This window comes from Mechercharimyces sp. CAU 1602 (genome assembly GCF_024753565.1).
Taxonomy (GTDB): domain Bacteria; phylum Bacillota; class Bacilli; order Thermoactinomycetales; family JANTPT01; genus Mechercharimyces.
Window position 1 is genome coordinate 2,093,436 of sequence record NZ_JANTPT010000001.1, and the last position, 16,910, is coordinate 2,110,345.

The window sequence follows — 16,910 nt, forward strand, 5'->3', positions numbered from 1 at the left end:
TTTTCTCTCCCCCCAATGGTCTATTCGTACCTCTTGGCGCTTATGGTGTAGTGAAGCCATCTATTTGTCCAATGGAGGTTATCCCATGTCCGATCAAGCTCCTTCTGAAGAGACACCCCCCTCATCAGAGAAACCATCCGCTCCTCCAGAACAAGATAAGTCGGAAACAGAAAAAAATCTCCAAGCACAAAGTGATGTACAACAAGCAATCTATGCAGAAGAAGTCATTTGCTCACTTACTGCCCAAATCTTACTCGTTCACCAGACCCCTTCTGCCCCGGCGTTGTGGAACGAAGTAATTAGAGAAAACCATGAAACATGTTATCACTTGCTAACGGCGATGGGATGCATAAAGCGAATGCAATGTGGAGACTGGCATCCGCAACTACTATCCACTCTCGTTCACTGCCTTTACTACACTCGCACACACTTACGTTCCCGAGCCGGCTACCTAAATCAATTGTGCACAGCAACATCCACTACTGAGAAAACAGCCATCCAAGCACTGATGCACTGGGCTGCAATCGAAGAAGAGCACCTGCAATGTGCCATGTTCTCCGTCCAAGCGATTATCGGTTTAGACCGCTGGAACGAGTTAGCTGAAGGAAAGTAGCGCTCTAATCATCTGATTTTCTAAGCCTCCGTTGCGCTTGTAAGGAAAAGAAAGCAAAGAATAGACTAATGATCCCCATCAAGTAATTGCTCTCATCTGCATAGAAGAACTGAATCAACGCATTTCCCATTAAAACCGCTGTTAACAGCAAATAGATAGGACGAGAAAATGGTTTCCCTATAAACTCGAAAATCAGGACAAAGAAATACAGCGCGATCGAAAAATAATGCACAGCAAACATCGGCTGTGGGTTTACAGTCAAATAGGAAATCCCCCCTATGATCATAAAAACAACAATTAACGCATATAACACAACCATCATACGTAACGCACCTCAATTCTGTCTTACTTAAAAATAGGAAGGAAGAAGACGCCCGCTTTTTAGAAAAGCGGGCCGCCTTCTCTTAGTCGTTCATCTTTTTGAGAATCATCTCATTTACCATTTGCGGGTTGGCTTGACCACGTGTCTGCTTCATCACTTGCCCCACCAGAAAGCCTAGTGCGCGATCTTTGCCGTTTCGATAGTCGATCACCGATTGCGGATTTTCCTGGAGAACTGCTACCACCATCTCCTCTAGCTTTCCTTCATCACTGATCTGCACCCATCCTTTATCTTTCACAATCTGCTCAGGATCTCCACCGTGCTCAATCAGTTCACGGAATACTTTCTTCCCTATTTTATTGCTGATCGTTCCCTGCTGAATAAGGGTAATCATCTTCGTAAGCGAAGCTGGCGAAAGTAATATATCGGACAGCATCCTCTCCTCTTTATTGAGGAAGGCGAGCAACTCACCCGTAATCCAGTTAGCTGCCAGTTTTGCGTCTGCTCCTTGTTCCATTGTTGCATCGAAAAAATCCGCCGTTGACTTCGCCGACACGAGTATGCTTGCATCGTATCTAGAAAGCCCACATTCGTTTATATAACGTTGTTGACGTGTATCAGGTAGTTCAGGGATTTGAGCACGCACGCTCTCCTTCCATACTGGGTCCAACTCCAACTTGACAAGGTCTGGTTCAGGGAAATAACGATAATCATGCGCTTCCTCTTTGCTACGCATTACTTTTGTCTCTTCCTTTTCCTCTAACCAGCGCATCGTTTGATGCGTCACTTTTTCCCCCGCGTCCAGCACCTCTTGTTGACGCTTCTGCTCATAATAGAGTGCCCGCTCAACATTGCGGAAGGAGTTTAAGTTTTTCAGTTCTGTCTTGGTACCAAAAGCTTCTTGTCCAACTGGGCGCAAGCTTATGTTAGCGTCACAGCGGAGCGATCCTTCCTCCATCTTCACATCGGATACATCCGTATACTGCATAATCAACTTCAATTTTTCTAAGTAAGCACGCGCTTCTGCCGGAGTACGTAAATCTGGCTCAGACACAATCTCGATCAGAGGTACTCCCACACGGTTAAAGTCGACGAGTGAGCTTTCTCCGCTCTCCTCATGTTGTAATTTACCCGCATCTTCCTCTAAATGAACACGAGTAATACCAATCCGCTTTGTTTCTCCTTCTACCTCAATATCAATCCAGCCATGCTCTCCAATGGGCTGATCGTACTGCGAAATCTGATATGCTTTCGGACAATCAGGATAAAAGTAGTTTTTACGATCAAATTTACTAATTTCCGCTATCTCACAATGTAACGCCATCGCTGCTTTCATTGCAAGGTGAACCGCTTTCTTATTCAGCATCGGCAGTACACCAGGATGTCCTAAACATATCGGACATGTTTGTGTATTGGGTTCCTTACCGAAGTCGGTAGAGCATCCACAAAAAATCTTCGACTGAGTAGATAGCTCTACATGAACCTCAATACCGATGACGGTTTCGTATCGAGTCATTATGCTTCACCGCCTTCGAGGTCTAGTTTGGGAAGACGTTCGCCATGTTGTTCATATGCATAAGCCGTATTGAGCAGGTTCGCTTCAGAGAAAGCAGGACCAATTAATTGCAGACCGATGGGTAGACCATCTACCCGTCCACAAGGAAGACTCATCGCAGGTAAACCTGCTAAGTTAACAGGGACCGTGCAAATATCATTGAGATACATCGTGAGTGGATCATCTACCTTTTCTCCCGCCATAAAAGCAGGGGTCGGGGTAGTTGGCCCTAAGATCACATCATAGTCTTGGAAAATCGACTCAAAATCCTGTCGAATAAGTGTCCGCACCTTTTGTGCTTTCAAATAGTATGCATCATAATATCCCGAGCTGAGTGTATAGGTTCCCAACATAATTCTCCGCTTTACTTCTGCCCCAAACCCTTCACTACGCGTCCGGTGATACAAGTCCAAGAGATTTTCTCCTTCGATGCGCTGTCCATACCGCACACCATCATAGCGAGCTAAATTTGAAGAAGCTTCCGCCGGGGCCAGCAAATAATAGGTAGCAACAGCATAATCAGAGTGAGGCAAAGAGACCTCTTCTACTACAGCTCCTAGCCCTTCTAACACCCGGATCGCTGCCTCGATCTTCTCTTTCACACCTGGATCGATTCCAGCGCCCATCATCTCTTTTGGAACCCCGATTTTAAGCCCTTTAATCTCACCCGTAAGCGCGCTCACATAATCAGGGATCTCTACATTAGCAGACGTGGAGTCATATGCATCATGACCTGCAATCGCTTGTAAGACATAAGCTGAGTCCCTAACATCCTTGGTTAATGGACCAATCTGATCAAGCGACGAAGCAAACGCAACCAACCCATAGCGGGAAACCAATCCATACGTCGGTTTTAACCCGACCACTCCACAAAATGCTGCAGGCTGGCGAATCGAGCCTCCCGTATCCGATCCTAACGCGAAAGCTACTTCGCCAGCAGCAACGGCTGCTGCTGAGCCACCGCTAGATCCACCCGGCACTCGCTTTAAATCCCATGGGTTATGTACCGGATAATAACCTGAGTTCTCATTAGAAGAACCCATCGCAAACTCATCCATATTGGTTTTTCCGATTGTGATCGTGTGCGCAGCATTTAATTTTTGTACAACAGTCGCATCATAGATCGCCTCGTAGTTTTGCAATAACTTGCTCCCACATGTAGTAGGTAACCCCTTCGTCGCCATATTATCTTTGATCCCTACTGGAAGTGCCGATAGCGTTGATAATGTCTCCCCGCTCTTCACCCTTTCCCCCAACTCGAAAGCGCGAGCCCGCGCTCCCTCTTCATCCACCATTAAAAAAGCTTGTACTTTCCCATCTACTTTCTTTATGCGAGTAAGTGATTCTTCCACCAAATCGGTCGGTGTAATTTCCTTAGCTACTAACCGTTTATGTATGTCGCTTATCGGTTCATGTAACAATGACATACTATCCCTCCTCAGTCTTCAAATACAGCGGGTACGCGTACTTGTCCATCTTTTTGATCTGGTGCATTTTTTAACGCTTCTTCTCTAGTAAGCGAAGGGCGGACTTCGTCTTCGCGCAACACATTGACGAGTGGAAGCACATGACTGGTTGGCTCTACGTCACTTGTGTCTAATTCATTCAATTTATCGGCAAACTGAAGGATATCATTTAGCTGACTAGTATAATTGGTTACTTCCTCTTCTGTAAGAGTTAAGCGTGCCAAATTAGCAATATGTTTTACATCAGTACTGGAAATACTCAACTTACGTCACCTCCACTTATTAAAACCAAGCCTTTATCATACAGCCAGTATAGCACAAAATCCTTCTAAACCTTAGCCCTTCCATGGAACGACTCCTAGTGCGTGTACATATACTTATAGCGAAAAAGGAGGTTATGCCGATGAGCTTACCTGAACGCGCGCAAAACCGTTCAGCTGAACTTGACCCATTTTCGACCTTTCGTCAAGAAATAGATCGCATGTTTAAACACTGGTTTAACGATGGCTTGTTTGAGCGCACACTCTCTACTTTCAACCCCTCTATCCAACAGACGGAGCAAGATGAATGCTACTGTATCGAAATGGATCTCACTAGCATGTCGGCTAATGATGTAGAAATTGAGGTGGAAGAAAATCAACTGGCCATCAAAATGGAGCAGATAGAACGAGTGGAGTCAGAACGTGAAGGCGGTATGCGTGTACAACAGCAAAGGTACGGCTCCTTTTACCGTACCTTTATGCTCCCACCCGATACAGATCCTGACCAAATTGTAGCGAAAGAAAGAAATGGACGTCTTTACATTTATATTCCAAAAAAATCTTATTCGACTACTCGTACAATCGGTATCGATCGTAGCAAATAACATCCCCTCGCTCCTCAGTATTATCCAAGGAGCGAGGGTTACATAACCACCTTCTGCCTCCCCCTACTCTACTGAATTATATAATTCCTTCCCTTCCCATTGCGCTTCCGCCACGTTCAGGTATAATAAATGCGATTCACTAAATATCAAGGGGGTGCGACATCATGTCCATTTCGCGTAAGGTGATATTAACTGTTGCTGGTAACCGACTAGTTACTTCGCTAGTCTCCCGCTATGGGATGAAACTAGGAGCAGCAAGATTTGTGGCAGGCATTCAACTTAAAGAAAGTATAGAAATTGTGAAAGCGCTTAATCATGATGGGCTGATCGTTACCTTAGACCTACTTGGGGAAAGTGTGACTACAGAAGCCGAGGCCACTGCCTGCACAGAAGCTGTCATGAACATCTTTGATGGAATAGCAGAGCAACACGTTCAAGCCAATGTTTCTGTGAAGCTGACACAGCTCGGGTTAGACATCGATCCCCAATTCTGTTATGAAAATATGAAACGGATTGTCGCTAAAGCAAAACAATATAACAACTTTGTCCGCATCGATATGGAGGACAGCCCACGCATTGACGTTACCATCGATATTTTCCAGCGTTTATTAGAAGAGTTTGGTAAGGAACATGTCGGACTTGTTGTTCAATCTTACTTATATCGCACGCAAAGGGACGCAGAAAAACTAGCATCATGGGGGGCTAATCTGCGTATTGTCAAAGGGGCCTATAAAGAGCCTACTGAATTGGTATACCCTAACAAAAAGGATGTAGACCAAAATTATCTTGACCTTGTGCGTATGCATTTAGAAAAAGGGTGTTACACCGCTGTCGCCACCCATGATGAGACCATCATTAACTGGACAAAACAATATGTACAGAAACACGGTCTCACATCCGATCATTTCGAATTCCAAATGCTGTACGGCATCCGTACCGGCTTGCAAAAACAATTAGTGCAAGAAGGTTATAAAGTACGCGTATATACCCCTTTTGGTAAGGACTGGTACCCATACTTCACTCGTCGCATCGCCGAACGTCCTGCCAATGCTCTATTTGTATTGAAAAGTTTATTTAAAAAATAATTGATCTACCCCTGCGACATCTCCATAAGTTGGAGATGTCTTTGCCTTGGTTTAACCTTAATCCCATTCTGTTTTATAGGTAATCGTTTCTTGTTCACGATCCACTATTTTGATATAAGAGATACCTTCTTTTTCCCACACCCGTTTCATCCAATTTGCCAATTCGTCAAACCACTGCTCGTCAGTGAACCGAATATCTGTTATCAAATATTCTCCGTCTACCGTCAATACGCGAATCGCTCCATCCCATTTAAGCTCCTCCACCCAGATATACGGAATCCGATGAGCCTGTTCATCTTGTAGTATGAACTCAGTCTCTTCGATACGCACCTCTTTATACTGACTCCATCGTACATAGCGCCACTTAGTCATAGCAGATAAACCTGCATCATATGCAACCTTACGCAGTAGAGAAACCATCTTCGAAGAGTATGGAAAATCAAACACAACGGCATTCGTCTCGATCGTCATCTTATTTTGATTTTCATCCCAGCGTAGCTCAATAATATCCTCCAACTCTACGAGCTGCTTTCGCCCCCACTTATATATATGAAGACGATGAGGGCGTCTTTCAATCCGCTCACTCCAGACACTAAAAACAAAGAAAAAAAAGCCGGCGAAAGTTCCCGTTGCCGTCACTCCGATCACCACGTTTACTGTGCGTTCCCAACTAGAATACTGTAGCCATGTAGAATTTGAAAAGGAGACAATCTTTCGTGTCCCCGCAATGACGTCAACTTCTACCGCTTGTCCGTTTAAAATGGCGACCATCAAATTTTTTTCATGTACAGGCGCATACAATATTTCGTATTGCCCTGCGGATGTCAATACTTGTTCACCGACAATCCCTTTGATCACAACCTCTTCCCTGCTAATTCCCCCCCATGAGCCCCGCGTTTCCCAAGTTCCCATCGTTAATACAGCCATAAACAAAACAATTGTTAAAGCGATATATGCCTTAGGATGTCGCTTTCCCCAGTACGCAGTGGAAGCCGCTATAATGACAGCGGGGAACCAAGCAAACAAATACATTTCTAACAGCCAAACAGGATAAAACTTCGTTTGCGGATACCAATACTGATATAAAATAGAGAGAGCAAACGAACCCGCTGTAGGAGCACCCAGAAAGAAAATGAGCCAAGTGTACACCAGATAACGCTTCATCCACTCACTCCCTCAATTGAATATATCCTTTTTATTACGTACTAGAATATACCCATATGTAGGCTTATCGTGTTACTCTTTTATATTATCACAATATTAAAATTAAATGTACCAGTTATATAGGTTATTCTTTCGTCTCTGTTGCCGGATTGATCAAAGAGCAATTGTGCGGAATGTTTACCGCTGGTGCATAGTAAGAGAGCTTCTTAAGAAAGTAACATGATTCGGGCAAATGATGTTCCAGAAAGCGAAGGCTGGTTCTGTTCATCAATCGTTCCAGTTCATATTCGCGCACTACGTATTCCACAAAGCGATAAAATTCATTTACTGTTGTTGCTGTCACATATGCTAGTTTCTCCTGCCTAGGGAATCCTTGCTCTTGCATTCGCAGATATCCTTTTATGGCTCTATTTTGCAGTAAGAGTGTCGCAAATTGATCACGAAACTTATTGGTGCGCGCCAAAATATCTCCTTCTATTAAATCTAAATCAAAGAAAAGAAGAGAGGCGTGCCCATATTGATCAGTCAACCATAGATCACTTAAGTCGACAAGGGATAATCGCGGAGGAACTTGACCATTGGTGTAATATTTGAGCATCCTAATATACTCATCATTTTCTGCTAAAGTCCCATTAAAGTATGTAGGGGTTAACGAAATCTGAATATCGTTCATGATTCGCAAGCGCTGAATACGGCTTTCCAGTTCATAATATCCAGTCACCACCGGATATGCACGACGGGCAAACTCTATCATCTCTTGAGACGAAGCGGGTGCTTCTCGCTGAATCTTCATCAACTCACTTTCAAGTAGACGAAAACGTGCGTTATACTCCTCAGCGGCTTGCACCCACTCTTTCTCCTTCGGTGCTAAAAAATCATATACAAACACAGCATGATCATCTAACACGCCCAGCCAAAAACGATGCTCTTGCCAGACTGATAACTCCATATGTTTTCCTCCCCAATCCTTTTTCATATCTATACGCATACTCCTCAATCTCCATCACCTCTATCTCTATAGAAAGAGAGATATGATTTGTAACATACTCTTTACTTTATGTAAGCAGGGTATATCCGTTTTCTGTCTAATATTTCAAAAAGGAATTTTCATTACTATTACCTCAGTTAAAATATACTAAAAAGGTGTGATCATTCGTGACTACTTCTCATGTAAAGCAGTCCTTACAATCTGCCACCTCTCTTACCACCCCTTCTTTTAAACAGCATGCATATGCTCACTATGATGAGTTGCGTCAACACTCCCCTGCCTTCCCACTTCCTTTCCTCTACGAAGGACAACTGCGAATCATCACCCGCTATAAAGATGCCAACTCGCTTTTAAAAGAGACTCGTTTAACTAAAAACCCTCACCTTATCCTCACAGAAGAACAATTCAGTGAGTTTTTTGTCGGAGGAAGTTCTAGTCCCTTGTCCAAACACATGTTAAATGTTGACCCACCAGATCACACTCGTTTGCGTACATTGGTACACAAAGTTTTTACTCCACGTATGATAGAAAAGTTGCGCCCACGCATTCATGCCATTGCGTCTCATCTACTTCAACCTTACCGCCATCATTCTTCTTCCTTTGACTTCATTCAATCCTTTGCTTTTCCCTTACCCATTATCGTCATCAGTGAAATGCTAGGCGTTCCCATTGAAGATCGAGATCAATTTCGCCAATGGTCCAATTACTTAGTAGAGGAGCATGCAGAAGAAGACAAAGACAAAGAGATCGCTATCATGAAAGAGTTTACCGACTATATCGGAAGTCAAATCGCAGATCGTAGAAATCACCCCAAAGAAGACCTCATCAGCCAACTGGTACATGTAAGGGAGAATGGGGAACAATTATCGGAACCAGAGCTGTTCTCCATGATTTTCTTACTAATTATTGCCGGACATGAAACCACTGTAAACTTAATTGGAAATGGATTATTTGCTCTTCTACAGCACCCTGAACAATGGGAAGAGCTAAAGAAAAACCCATCCCTCATCCCAACGGCTACAGAAGAGATGCTACGATACTATAGTCCCGTCGAGTTTTCCACCAACCGGTGGGCATTAGAAGATATTCCGCTGGGCGATACCGTTATCTCCAAGGGGGATTATGTCCTAATTTCACTTGCTGCTGCTAACCGTGACCCCGAACAATTTCCTGAACCTCATCTATTTAATATGAAGCGCAACCCTAATAAGCATATCGCGTTTGGCATGGGAATCCACTATTGTTTAGGGGCGCCACTTGCACGTCTGGAAGCTCACATCGCCTTTGAAGAGCTCTTGCGCACTCTTCCATCCCTCACCTTAGCAAAACCAGCCGAGGAGCTCTCCTGGCGTCCAAGTTTATTGATGCGAGGATTAAAAGAACTCCCACTGATTCACCGCTAACATCTGTATTATATACCCTATAGAACGCGCACAGCCGGGCGCACTCAAAAAAGGCAGAGCCCCTTGGCTCTGCCTTTTTCATTTCAGTGCAATTATACGGTATATTTGCCTGCTTCGATCACGCGTTTTGCAATCTCTTGTTTCAACGCTACTTCGTTGATTGGATCAAAACGGGTCAATTTTTTCAAGATGGAGAGCTGCGTACGTAGAGTATCGCCTTCTTCCATCGCTGCCATGGTGTGACGGGAGAAAGCTTCGATTTTAGCAAAGCCGTCATTTACGTAGGCAGTTACGAGATCAATTTTTGCAGCTGCTTTTTCTTCGCCCACTTTTTCGATTGCTTTAAGAGTGCGGAGATAAGCACTTTCCATCGCATAAAGCTCGATACCAATATCAGCGAGGTCACGCAAAATTTCTTGCTGCTTTTGTAGATCTTGCTGATACTTTTCAACAGCCAGACCCGCTGTCATAAGGAAGATCTTCTTCGCATGCGCGATTTTCTTCGCTTCAATCTCCAAAGCAGCTGGGTTTTCTTCTGGCATCGCTGGCATCATGGTCAACAATTCTTCTTGTAAGCCTTGTGCTACTTGTAGAAGAGGCAATTCACCTTTCATCGCTTTACGCATCAAGGTAGCTGGGATCAAGAGACGGTTAATTTCATTGGTCCCTTCGAAAATACGGTTAATACGTGAATCACGGTAGATGTTTTCCACTTCATACTCTTGCATGAAGCCATAACCACCATGGATTTGCACACCTTCGTCCGCTACATAGTCAAGTACTTCAGAGCCAAATACTTTGTTGATGGAGCACTCAAGCGCATATTCGGAGATACCTTTTGCAAATGCCTCACCGTCGTCTACATCAACTGTGCTCAAACTCTCGTCGAAGTAGCCACCTGTACGGTATACCATACTTTCCAATGCGAAGGTTTTTGCAGTCATGTTTGCCAATTTCTCACGGATGAGACCAAACTTAGCAATTGGAATATTAAACTGCTTCCGCTCTTTCGCGTAGTTAGTGGAAACTTCGATTACACGCTTAGCGGAACCCAATGCACCTGCTGCCAACTTGTAACGACCGATGTTCAAAATATTAAAGGCGATAACGTGACCTTTCCCTACTTCACCGAGCAAGTTTTCTGCTGGAACTTTTGCATCTTCAAGAATAAGAGTACGAGTGGAAGAACCTTTAATCCCCATTTTCTTTTCTTCAGGCCCGGTGCTTACACCTGGGTACTCTTTTTCTACGATGAACGCGGAGAATTTGTCTCCGTCCACTTTTGCGTAAACAACAAAGACATCAGCAAAAGCAGAGTTGGTGATCCATTGTTTTTCACCGTTCAAAATATAATGCTTACCATCTTCGGTCAACGTTGCTGTCGTTTTTGCGCCTAATGCATCGGAACCAGACACTGGTTCGGTCAACGCGTATGCAGCGATTGTTTGACCGGTCGCCAAACCTGGAAGGTACTTTTTCTTCTGTTCTTCGTTACCGAAGAAAACAATTGGAAGCGTACCAATTCCTACATGAGCACCATGACTCAGACCAAAAGAACGAGCCAATGCAAACTTCTCAGTAATAAGAGTGGAACTGATTTTATCCAAACCAAGTCCCTCATACTTTTCAGGTACATCTGCACCTAAAAGACCAAGTTCACCTGCTTCTTTCAACAACCGTTCGCTGTGCTCAAAGTTATGCTGTTCGATTTCTTCCAAAACCGGCAGTACTTGCTCGCGAGCAAAATCATCCGTGGTTTTGGCAATCATTTTATGCTCTTCAGTCAAGTCCTCTGGAGTAAAGATATCGTTTGGAGCATGATCTTCGATAAAAAAGCTTCCGCCTTTTTTAATGGTATCTGTCGACATATATAGTGCCTCCCTAATTTATGATGTTAGTCTACCATTTCAATAACGCCAGCAGCACCCATGCCGCCACCGATACACATGGTGATCAATCCGTATTTTCCGTTGCGACGCTTCAATTCATGCATAATGCTAACTGTCAGCTTTGCACCAGTACAACCCAGTGGATGACCCATTGCGATCGCTCCACCATTCACATTTACAATCTCGGGGTTAAGTTCCAATTGACGAATAACTTCAAGAGATTGAGAAGCGAATGCTTCGTTTAGTTCGATCAGATCTACTTGGTCTAACGTAATACCTGCTTTTTCAAGTGCTTTCGGAATGGCAACTACTGGTCCGATACCCATGATGTCAGGATCTACACCGCCTAGCATGAAGGAACGGAAGATTGCCAGCGGTTTAATCCCTAGCTCTTCAGCACGTTCACGAGACATAACGATTACGCCCGCAGCACCATCACTGGTTTGTGAAGAGTTTCCTGCTGTTACACTCCCTTTTACACGAAATGCTGGCTTTAACTTAGCCAACCCTTCCATAGAAGTGTTTGGACGTACACCTTCATCTGTATCAAAGATAAACTCTTCTTCTTTTACTTTTCCGTCAGCACCAAGACTGCGGTTGGTTACTTTGACAGGAACGATTTCTTCTTTAAAACGCCCTGCTTGGATAGCATCGAGCGCGCGTTTATGGCTCTCTACCGCGAAAGCATCCTGCTCCTCGCGCGAGATGTTAAACCGCTTCGCCACTTCTTCTGCCGTGTGACCCATAGACATATATGCTTCTGGCATATGATCCATCAAGTATGGATTGGGGGCTGGCTTGCTACCACCCATCGGCACCATACTCATACTCTCAACGCCACCTGCCACGATCACATCAGCAAAGCCTGACATGATTTTCTCCGCAGCAATGCCGATCGTTTGTAGCCCCGAAGAACAAAAACGGTTAACCGTCATTCCAGGTACAGTACTCGGTAGACCTGCGCGCATCGCAACGATACGCCCTAGATTCATACCCTGTTCCCCTTCTGGGAATGAACAACCCAAGATCACATCTTCTACATCTTTCGGATCCAGTTGTGGTGTGCGCTTCATCAATTCGCTCACTACTGTTGCGCCTAGTTCATCTGGACGATGATTTTTCAGTGCACCACGATTTGCCTTCCCGACGGCAGTCCGTACACCAGCTACGATCACAGCTTCACGCATCTGTCTTCCTCCTTCACATAAATTAAATTAACCTATGAGGGTTAGGAGAGCGGACAAACCCCCGCTCACCCTCCTTTTCATTTACCTTTTCCTCTATCCCTAGTTGCGAAGTGGTTTGTTCTTCGACAACATATGCATCATCCGTTGTTGCGATTTCGGCTCACCTGCGAGACTTAAAAATGCCTCACGTTCGAGATCCAAGAGGTATTGCTCTGATACGATCGTTCCTTCTGGTAGGTTACCACCAGCTAGAACAAACGCTAACTTCGAAGCAATTTTATAATCATGCTCGGAGATGTATCCGGACTCAAGCAAGTTATACGCACCCAAGCGCAAGGTGTTATACCCCGTCTCCCCTACAACCGACAGTTTCATCGGTTGTGGTGCAACATAACCACGCTTCGCCATCGACAAAGCCGCTTGTTTCGCATCGTAGATAAGGTGATCAGTGTTAGCCGACATGCTATCGCTATCTTTCAAGAAGCCATGCTTACGGCCTTCTTCACCACTGGTCGAAACTTTTGCCATCGCAATGGTTTCAAACGCTTTGTTAACAGCTGCTTGACGTGCAACCGCATTCTTTGGATCAATATCTTTTGTGAGGCGATACAACATTTCTTTATTACCGCCACCACCTGGAATAAGACCTACGCCTACTTCCACTAGACCCATGTAAGTTTCACCCGCATACTGGATATGATCCGTTGGCAAGATCGTTTCTACCCCACCACCTAAGGTCATACCATGGGGAGCAGCCACAACTGGAATGTTGAGGTAGCGCATCGCACCCATCGTTGTTTGGAATTGGCGCACCATCACATCAAGTTCTGGCCAGTTATGATCTTGTGCTTCCATCAGAATCAGCATCAAATTCGCACCGATACAGAAGTTAGGAGCGTCATTTCCGATCACGAGACCGTCAAACTGCTTATAGCCTTCTTTGGCTACGTATTGAAGCATGCTGATAATATCGCCGCCAATTGCTCCCTTAGGAGAATGGAACTCAATCAGCCCAATTCCGTCGCCAAGATCAACCAAGCTAGCACCGCTATTTGATTTCACAACTGCGCCTTGCTCTTTCAGGCGAGGAAGGGAAATTGTTTTTGGATGTTCCTCAATTCCTTTGTACTCCCCACCGAGGTGGAAAGCGAGCGGACGATGGTCTTCTTTTTGGTAGAAGGAAGTTTTACCACTAGCCAACAATTCCTCTACAAGTGCTGGAATGGTTTCTCCCTCTTCACGCATTTTAGCTACCGACTTTTCTACACCGATGGCATCCCACACTTCAAACGGACCCATGTCCCAGTTGAAGCCCCATTTCATCGCTTGATCCACATTGACGATATCGTCTGCGATTTCAGGAATACGTGCTGCCGCGTAGAGAAGCACTTTCTTTGTGAGTGACCAAGCGAGCTCACCTGCTTTATCTTTGCCGTATACCAATGCTTGTAATTTTTCTGCATCAGTTTTAGCACGCTTAGACATTTCAAGCGATTGTGCTTTCAACTTCTTACGTGGTTCATATTCAAACGTATCCAGGTTAAGGGCATGAATTTCCTTCCCTTTTTCCCCTTTTACTTTTTTATAAAATCCTTGACCAGATTTCGAACCGAGCCATCCGTTATCTACCATCTTCTGTATAACATCAGACGCAGCAAACGCTTCTCTTTCCGCTGGATCTTCTACGTTATCACGTACGGTTTGACACACATTTAAAAAGGTATCAAGCCCTACCATGTCCAAGGTGCGGAAAGTAGCGCTCTTCGGACGACCCATCGCACGTCCGGTCACGGAGTCTACTTCAGCTGGACTTAACTCTAACTCTTTCATAATATCAAGCGTAATTTGCATACCGTATACACCAATCCGGTTTGCAATAAAGTTAGGCGTATCTTTAGCAATAACCACGCCTTTACCCAGGCGAGTTTCCGCAAACGCTTTCATCTCTTCCACGATTTCGGACTTGGTCGCCGACGTCGGGATGATTTCAAGTAACTTCATATAACGTGGTGGATTAAAGAAGTGCGTACCTAGGAAATGAGCACGAAACTCATCCGAACGTCCAGATACCATTGCATTAATAGAAATACCAGAAGTGTTGGAACTGATAATCGTACCAGGTGTCCATACCTGTTCAATTTTGCTAAAGAGATCTTGCTTAATTTTCAGATTCTCTACAACTACTTCGATGATCCAATCTACTTCAGATAACTGATTCAAATCATCTTCTAAGTTACCAACCGAGATAAGGTTAGCCATTTCTTTTGTATAGAGGGGAGATGGCTTCTCCTTAAAGAGTCGATCTTTCCCGGTTTGTGCAATTCGGTTACGTACCACCTTATCCTCTAAGGTTAACCCTTTTGCTTCTTCCTTGTCTGTTAGTTCACGTGGGACAATATCCAACAATAATGTTGGGATCCCTACATTGGACAAATGACCAGCAATGGCTGCACCCATTACACCGGAACCGATGACAGCCGCGCGTTTGATACTTGCCAATTTCGTTCCTCCTCTCGTGCACGCCCGCGTTCATGTCGCGGAGCATCACGTAGTTATTCGATCAGAGATCCGAAAGATTCGGACAGGCAGATGCTATGCCCTATTCCCATGAATGAATGCTCATTCATTTCAAGGTGTTAAAAAACACCTTCCAGCGGATAGGCGCGTGTCTTCATCTTTGATCCTTCCAAGCATCTTAAAAATCATCTAACTTAAATGTTACTCTCACTACTTATTATCGAACTGATTATGCTTTTCGTCAAGGGGTTAGTAAACATTTTCAAAACAAAAAGGGGCCTTGAGTAGTATGCCCCTGTATCTTCACCTTAATCAGCGAAAAATTTTGCGTTGATCTCTGTAAATTGTTTTTCATCGTCTGGAACAAATTCCTCTTCGTAAATTGCTTCTACAGGGCATACAGGCTCACATGCACCACAGTCAATACAGGTATCGGGGTCAATATAAAACATAACGTCATCCCCATGAATGGCATCCACCGGACAAACATCAACACAATCTGCTGCTTTCTCAGTTTTGCATGGAGAAGTAATCACATAAGCCAAGAATCAGTTCCTCCTTTGTGATTGGGGTACTCACTTACTATTAAAAAGCGTAACGCATCTCTTTCCTATACCATGTATACGGATGATTCGTACTATTTACGCCATACATCCCTACACACAGCATCTTATGCTAACAACTTAGGTTGGTGTCACCAATATAAGCCCAAACCCCCTTGGATGAATTCATCCCGCCTAGTTATTCATATTCGATATCCATAGACAACATTCCTTTTCCGCATGCACTCTACTATCCTATTCCCACTTACATAGATGATAAAACAATAAGGTGCCTCATTCTTTCGATTATGGTTTCGCCACATAACAATATCAAGGTATCTATCCAATCAAAAAATCGATAGGAGCATATGATAGCAAATAGTTAGATCCAAAGGAGGTAATAGATATTCCTATTAGCCCTTTAATATGTCGATTGTTTGGAGAAATATTAGGAGCCACCTCCAGCCTGAATGCTGATAGAAGTGCGTGTGTGGCAACTTTCCTCCGTAATCTCCCTATAAGAGTAAAAGGAAGACCAGCCACTATCTTAAATCTCTCCTCTTTTTGTTTCGAGTCATTGGGTCGCGATGGGAAGGCTCTCAATGTAGGTACCATTCCCCTTTTAACCAATGAGGTGGATCCGTTGATCCGTTCCTTGAATCGCGAGGGAATCATAGTTTCAAGAACAGCTGTGCGAGTCCAATTTGAAGTGCCTTCTTTGACCAACATCTACTTTCAGGCAGTGGAAAATCCCATTCTTTTCGCAATAAAAGTAGCAAAAGTGTTGCAAGAAAATAAGATCACAAGGAGCTTAGCCGGAACCCAATCATCTCCTGCTTTCCAGAGGTTATGTCAGCGATTTGTAAGCATTTTAGACGGATTTGCTAATACGACATTTCCAGGGGTATGTATCTCCTTCCAATCGAGGGATTTCCCGGTTCGAATTTCTGGGAAGCCCGTAGTAGACAACATTGTGAAGTCGGTTGTCGCAGGGTTTGAATCCCTTTCTTCGGATGGAAAGGCACTCTGTTTGGCTGATGTGACATTGTTAACTGATGAGGTCCAACCTTTTATCCGTAGGGTTCGTCAACAGACAGGATTCATGGTCGCTTCAATAACCGACCGCTTCCTCTCGATTGAACCCACCTTATCCTATGTATTTTTACAGACGATTGCTAACCCCATTCTGTTTGCCAATCAATTGGCAGCTGTTCTACCTTTACAAAGAGCTCCGGCCCCTGCATAAAATTAATCGATAACCGATTATCAAGAAAAAACAGGCTGTCAAGAAAATATTGACAGCCTGAGCTCTGT

At 44.3% G+C, this 16,910-nt stretch carries 15 protein-coding genes; 5 read left to right on the forward strand and 10 right to left on the reverse strand.

The features are described from left to right. Positions 1-85: 85 nt before the first annotated feature. Positions 86-613: a hypothetical protein gene (locus NXZ84_RS10700; protein ID WP_258840243.1), complete on the forward strand. Its 528-nt coding sequence runs from the start codon at positions 86-88 to the stop codon at positions 611-613. A gap of 4 nt (positions 614-617) precedes the next feature. On the opposite strand, the gene NXZ84_RS10705 is transcribed toward NXZ84_RS10700, so the two are convergent. The 4 genes from NXZ84_RS10705 to gatC form a co-directional block, all read right to left on the reverse strand. Beyond that, positions 618-935, reverse strand: coding sequence for a hypothetical protein (locus tag NXZ84_RS10705; protein WP_258840244.1), 318 nt, complete (start codon positions 933-935; stop codon positions 618-620). Positions 936-1,017: 82 nt separating this feature from the next. Next, positions 1,018-2,451: an Asp-tRNA(Asn)/Glu-tRNA(Gln) amidotransferase subunit GatB gene (gatB, locus tag NXZ84_RS10710; RefSeq protein WP_258840245.1), complete on the reverse strand. Its 1,434-nt coding sequence runs from the start codon at positions 2,449-2,451 to the stop codon at positions 1,018-1,020. Next, entirely contained in the window at positions 2,451-3,917 is a 1,467-nt protein-coding gene (gene gatA / locus NXZ84_RS10715; protein WP_258840246.1) for an Asp-tRNA(Asn)/Glu-tRNA(Gln) amidotransferase subunit GatA, read from the reverse strand. The genes gatB and gatA overlap by 1 nt, the downstream gene beginning before the upstream one ends. Before the next feature lie 11 nt (positions 3,918-3,928). Continuing rightward, the gene (gene gatC / locus NXZ84_RS10720; RefSeq protein ID WP_258840247.1) at positions 3,929-4,219 is read right to left on the reverse strand and encodes an Asp-tRNA(Asn)/Glu-tRNA(Gln) amidotransferase subunit GatC; all 291 of its coding nucleotides are present in this window, start codon (positions 4,217-4,219) and stop codon (positions 3,929-3,931) included. A gap of 140 nt (positions 4,220-4,359) precedes the next feature. Between gatC and NXZ84_RS10725 the strand changes: the two genes are divergently transcribed. Together NXZ84_RS10725 and NXZ84_RS10730 are read left to right on the forward strand one after the other, a co-directional pair. Then, a complete protein-coding gene (locus NXZ84_RS10725; RefSeq protein ID WP_258840248.1) occupies positions 4,360-4,821 on the forward strand; it encodes an Hsp20/alpha crystallin family protein in 462 nt (153 codons plus the stop codon). Positions 4,822-4,985: 164 nt separating this feature from the next. Beyond that, the gene (locus NXZ84_RS10730) at positions 4,986-5,906 is read left to right on the forward strand and encodes a proline dehydrogenase family protein (RefSeq protein WP_258840249.1); all 921 of its coding nucleotides are present in this window, start codon (positions 4,986-4,988) and stop codon (positions 5,904-5,906) included. A gap of 57 nt (positions 5,907-5,963) precedes the next feature. On the opposite strand, the gene NXZ84_RS10735 is transcribed toward NXZ84_RS10730, so the two are convergent. Both NXZ84_RS10735 and NXZ84_RS10740 read right to left on the reverse strand, forming a co-directional pair. Beyond that, the gene (locus tag NXZ84_RS10735) at positions 5,964-7,070 is read right to left on the reverse strand and encodes a hypothetical protein (protein WP_258840250.1); all 1,107 of its coding nucleotides are present in this window, start codon (positions 7,068-7,070) and stop codon (positions 5,964-5,966) included. A gap of 124 nt (positions 7,071-7,194) precedes the next feature. Next, the gene (locus tag NXZ84_RS10740; RefSeq protein ID WP_258840251.1) at positions 7,195-8,019 is read right to left on the reverse strand and encodes a DUF2935 domain-containing protein; all 825 of its coding nucleotides are present in this window, start codon (positions 8,017-8,019) and stop codon (positions 7,195-7,197) included. 206 nt (positions 8,020-8,225) lie between these two features. Between NXZ84_RS10740 and NXZ84_RS10745 the strand changes: the two genes are divergently transcribed. After that, positions 8,226-9,461, forward strand: a complete 1,236-nt coding sequence (locus tag NXZ84_RS10745) for a cytochrome P450 family protein (RefSeq protein WP_258840252.1) — start codon at positions 8,226-8,228, stop codon at positions 9,459-9,461. Between the two features lie 92 nt (positions 9,462-9,553). On the opposite strand, the gene NXZ84_RS10750 is transcribed toward NXZ84_RS10745, so the two are convergent. From NXZ84_RS10750 to NXZ84_RS10765, 4 genes are all read right to left on the reverse strand, one after another. After that, on the reverse strand, positions 9,554-11,329 hold the full coding sequence (locus NXZ84_RS10750) for an acyl-CoA dehydrogenase family protein (RefSeq protein WP_258840253.1): 1,776 nt from the start codon (positions 11,327-11,329) through the stop codon (positions 9,554-9,556). A gap of 26 nt (positions 11,330-11,355) precedes the next feature. Then, positions 11,356-12,537, reverse strand: a complete 1,182-nt coding sequence (locus tag NXZ84_RS10755; RefSeq protein ID WP_258840254.1) for an acetyl-CoA C-acyltransferase — start codon at positions 12,535-12,537, stop codon at positions 11,356-11,358. A gap of 99 nt (positions 12,538-12,636) precedes the next feature. After that, on the reverse strand, positions 12,637-15,036 hold the full coding sequence (locus tag NXZ84_RS10760) for a 3-hydroxyacyl-CoA dehydrogenase/enoyl-CoA hydratase family protein (RefSeq protein WP_258840255.1): 2,400 nt from the start codon (positions 15,034-15,036) through the stop codon (positions 12,637-12,639). A gap of 326 nt (positions 15,037-15,362) precedes the next feature. Then, entirely contained in the window at positions 15,363-15,599 is a 237-nt protein-coding gene (locus NXZ84_RS10765; protein ID WP_258840256.1) for a ferredoxin family protein, read from the reverse strand. A gap of 430 nt (positions 15,600-16,029) precedes the next feature. On the opposite strand from NXZ84_RS10765, the gene NXZ84_RS10770 reads away from it, so the two are divergent. Beyond that, positions 16,030-16,842 carry a DUF1259 domain-containing protein gene (locus NXZ84_RS10770; RefSeq protein WP_258840257.1) on the forward strand — a complete coding sequence of 271 codons (813 nt, stop codon included), beginning with the start codon at positions 16,030-16,032 and terminating at the stop codon, positions 16,840-16,842. Positions 16,843-16,910: the final 68 nt, after the last annotated feature.

What these genes read in the sequence shown, in the direction of transcription:
- NXZ84_RS10700 (WP_258840243.1), top strand. Translation starts at nt 86, where the DNA reads ATGTCCGATCAAGCTCCTTCTGAAGAGACACCCCCCTCATCAGAGAAA.
- NXZ84_RS10705 (WP_258840244.1), bottom strand. Translation starts at nt 935, where the DNA reads ATGATGGTTGTGTTATATGCGTTAATTGTTGTTTTTATGATCATAGGG.
- gatB (WP_258840245.1), bottom strand. Translation starts at nt 2,451, where the DNA reads ATGACTCGATACGAAACCGTCATCGGTATTGAGGTTCATGTAGAGCTA.
- gatA (WP_258840246.1), bottom strand. Translation starts at nt 3,917, where the DNA reads ATGTCATTGTTACATGAACCGATAAGCGACATACATAAACGGTTAGTA.
- NXZ84_RS10725 (WP_258840248.1), top strand. Translation starts at nt 4,360, where the DNA reads ATGAGCTTACCTGAACGCGCGCAAAACCGTTCAGCTGAACTTGACCCA.
- NXZ84_RS10730 (WP_258840249.1), top strand. Translation starts at nt 4,986, where the DNA reads ATGTCCATTTCGCGTAAGGTGATATTAACTGTTGCTGGTAACCGACTA.
- NXZ84_RS10735 (WP_258840250.1), bottom strand. Translation starts at nt 7,070, where the DNA reads ATGAAGCGTTATCTGGTGTACACTTGGCTCATTTTCTTTCTGGGTGCT.
- NXZ84_RS10740 (WP_258840251.1), bottom strand. Translation starts at nt 8,019, where the DNA reads ATGGAGTTATCAGTCTGGCAAGAGCATCGTTTTTGGCTGGGCGTGTTA.
- NXZ84_RS10750 (WP_258840253.1), bottom strand. Translation starts at nt 11,329, where the DNA reads ATGTCGACAGATACCATTAAAAAAGGCGGAAGCTTTTTTATCGAAGAT.
- NXZ84_RS10755 (WP_258840254.1), bottom strand. Translation starts at nt 12,537, where the DNA reads ATGCGTGAAGCTGTGATCGTAGCTGGTGTACGGACTGCCGTCGGGAAG.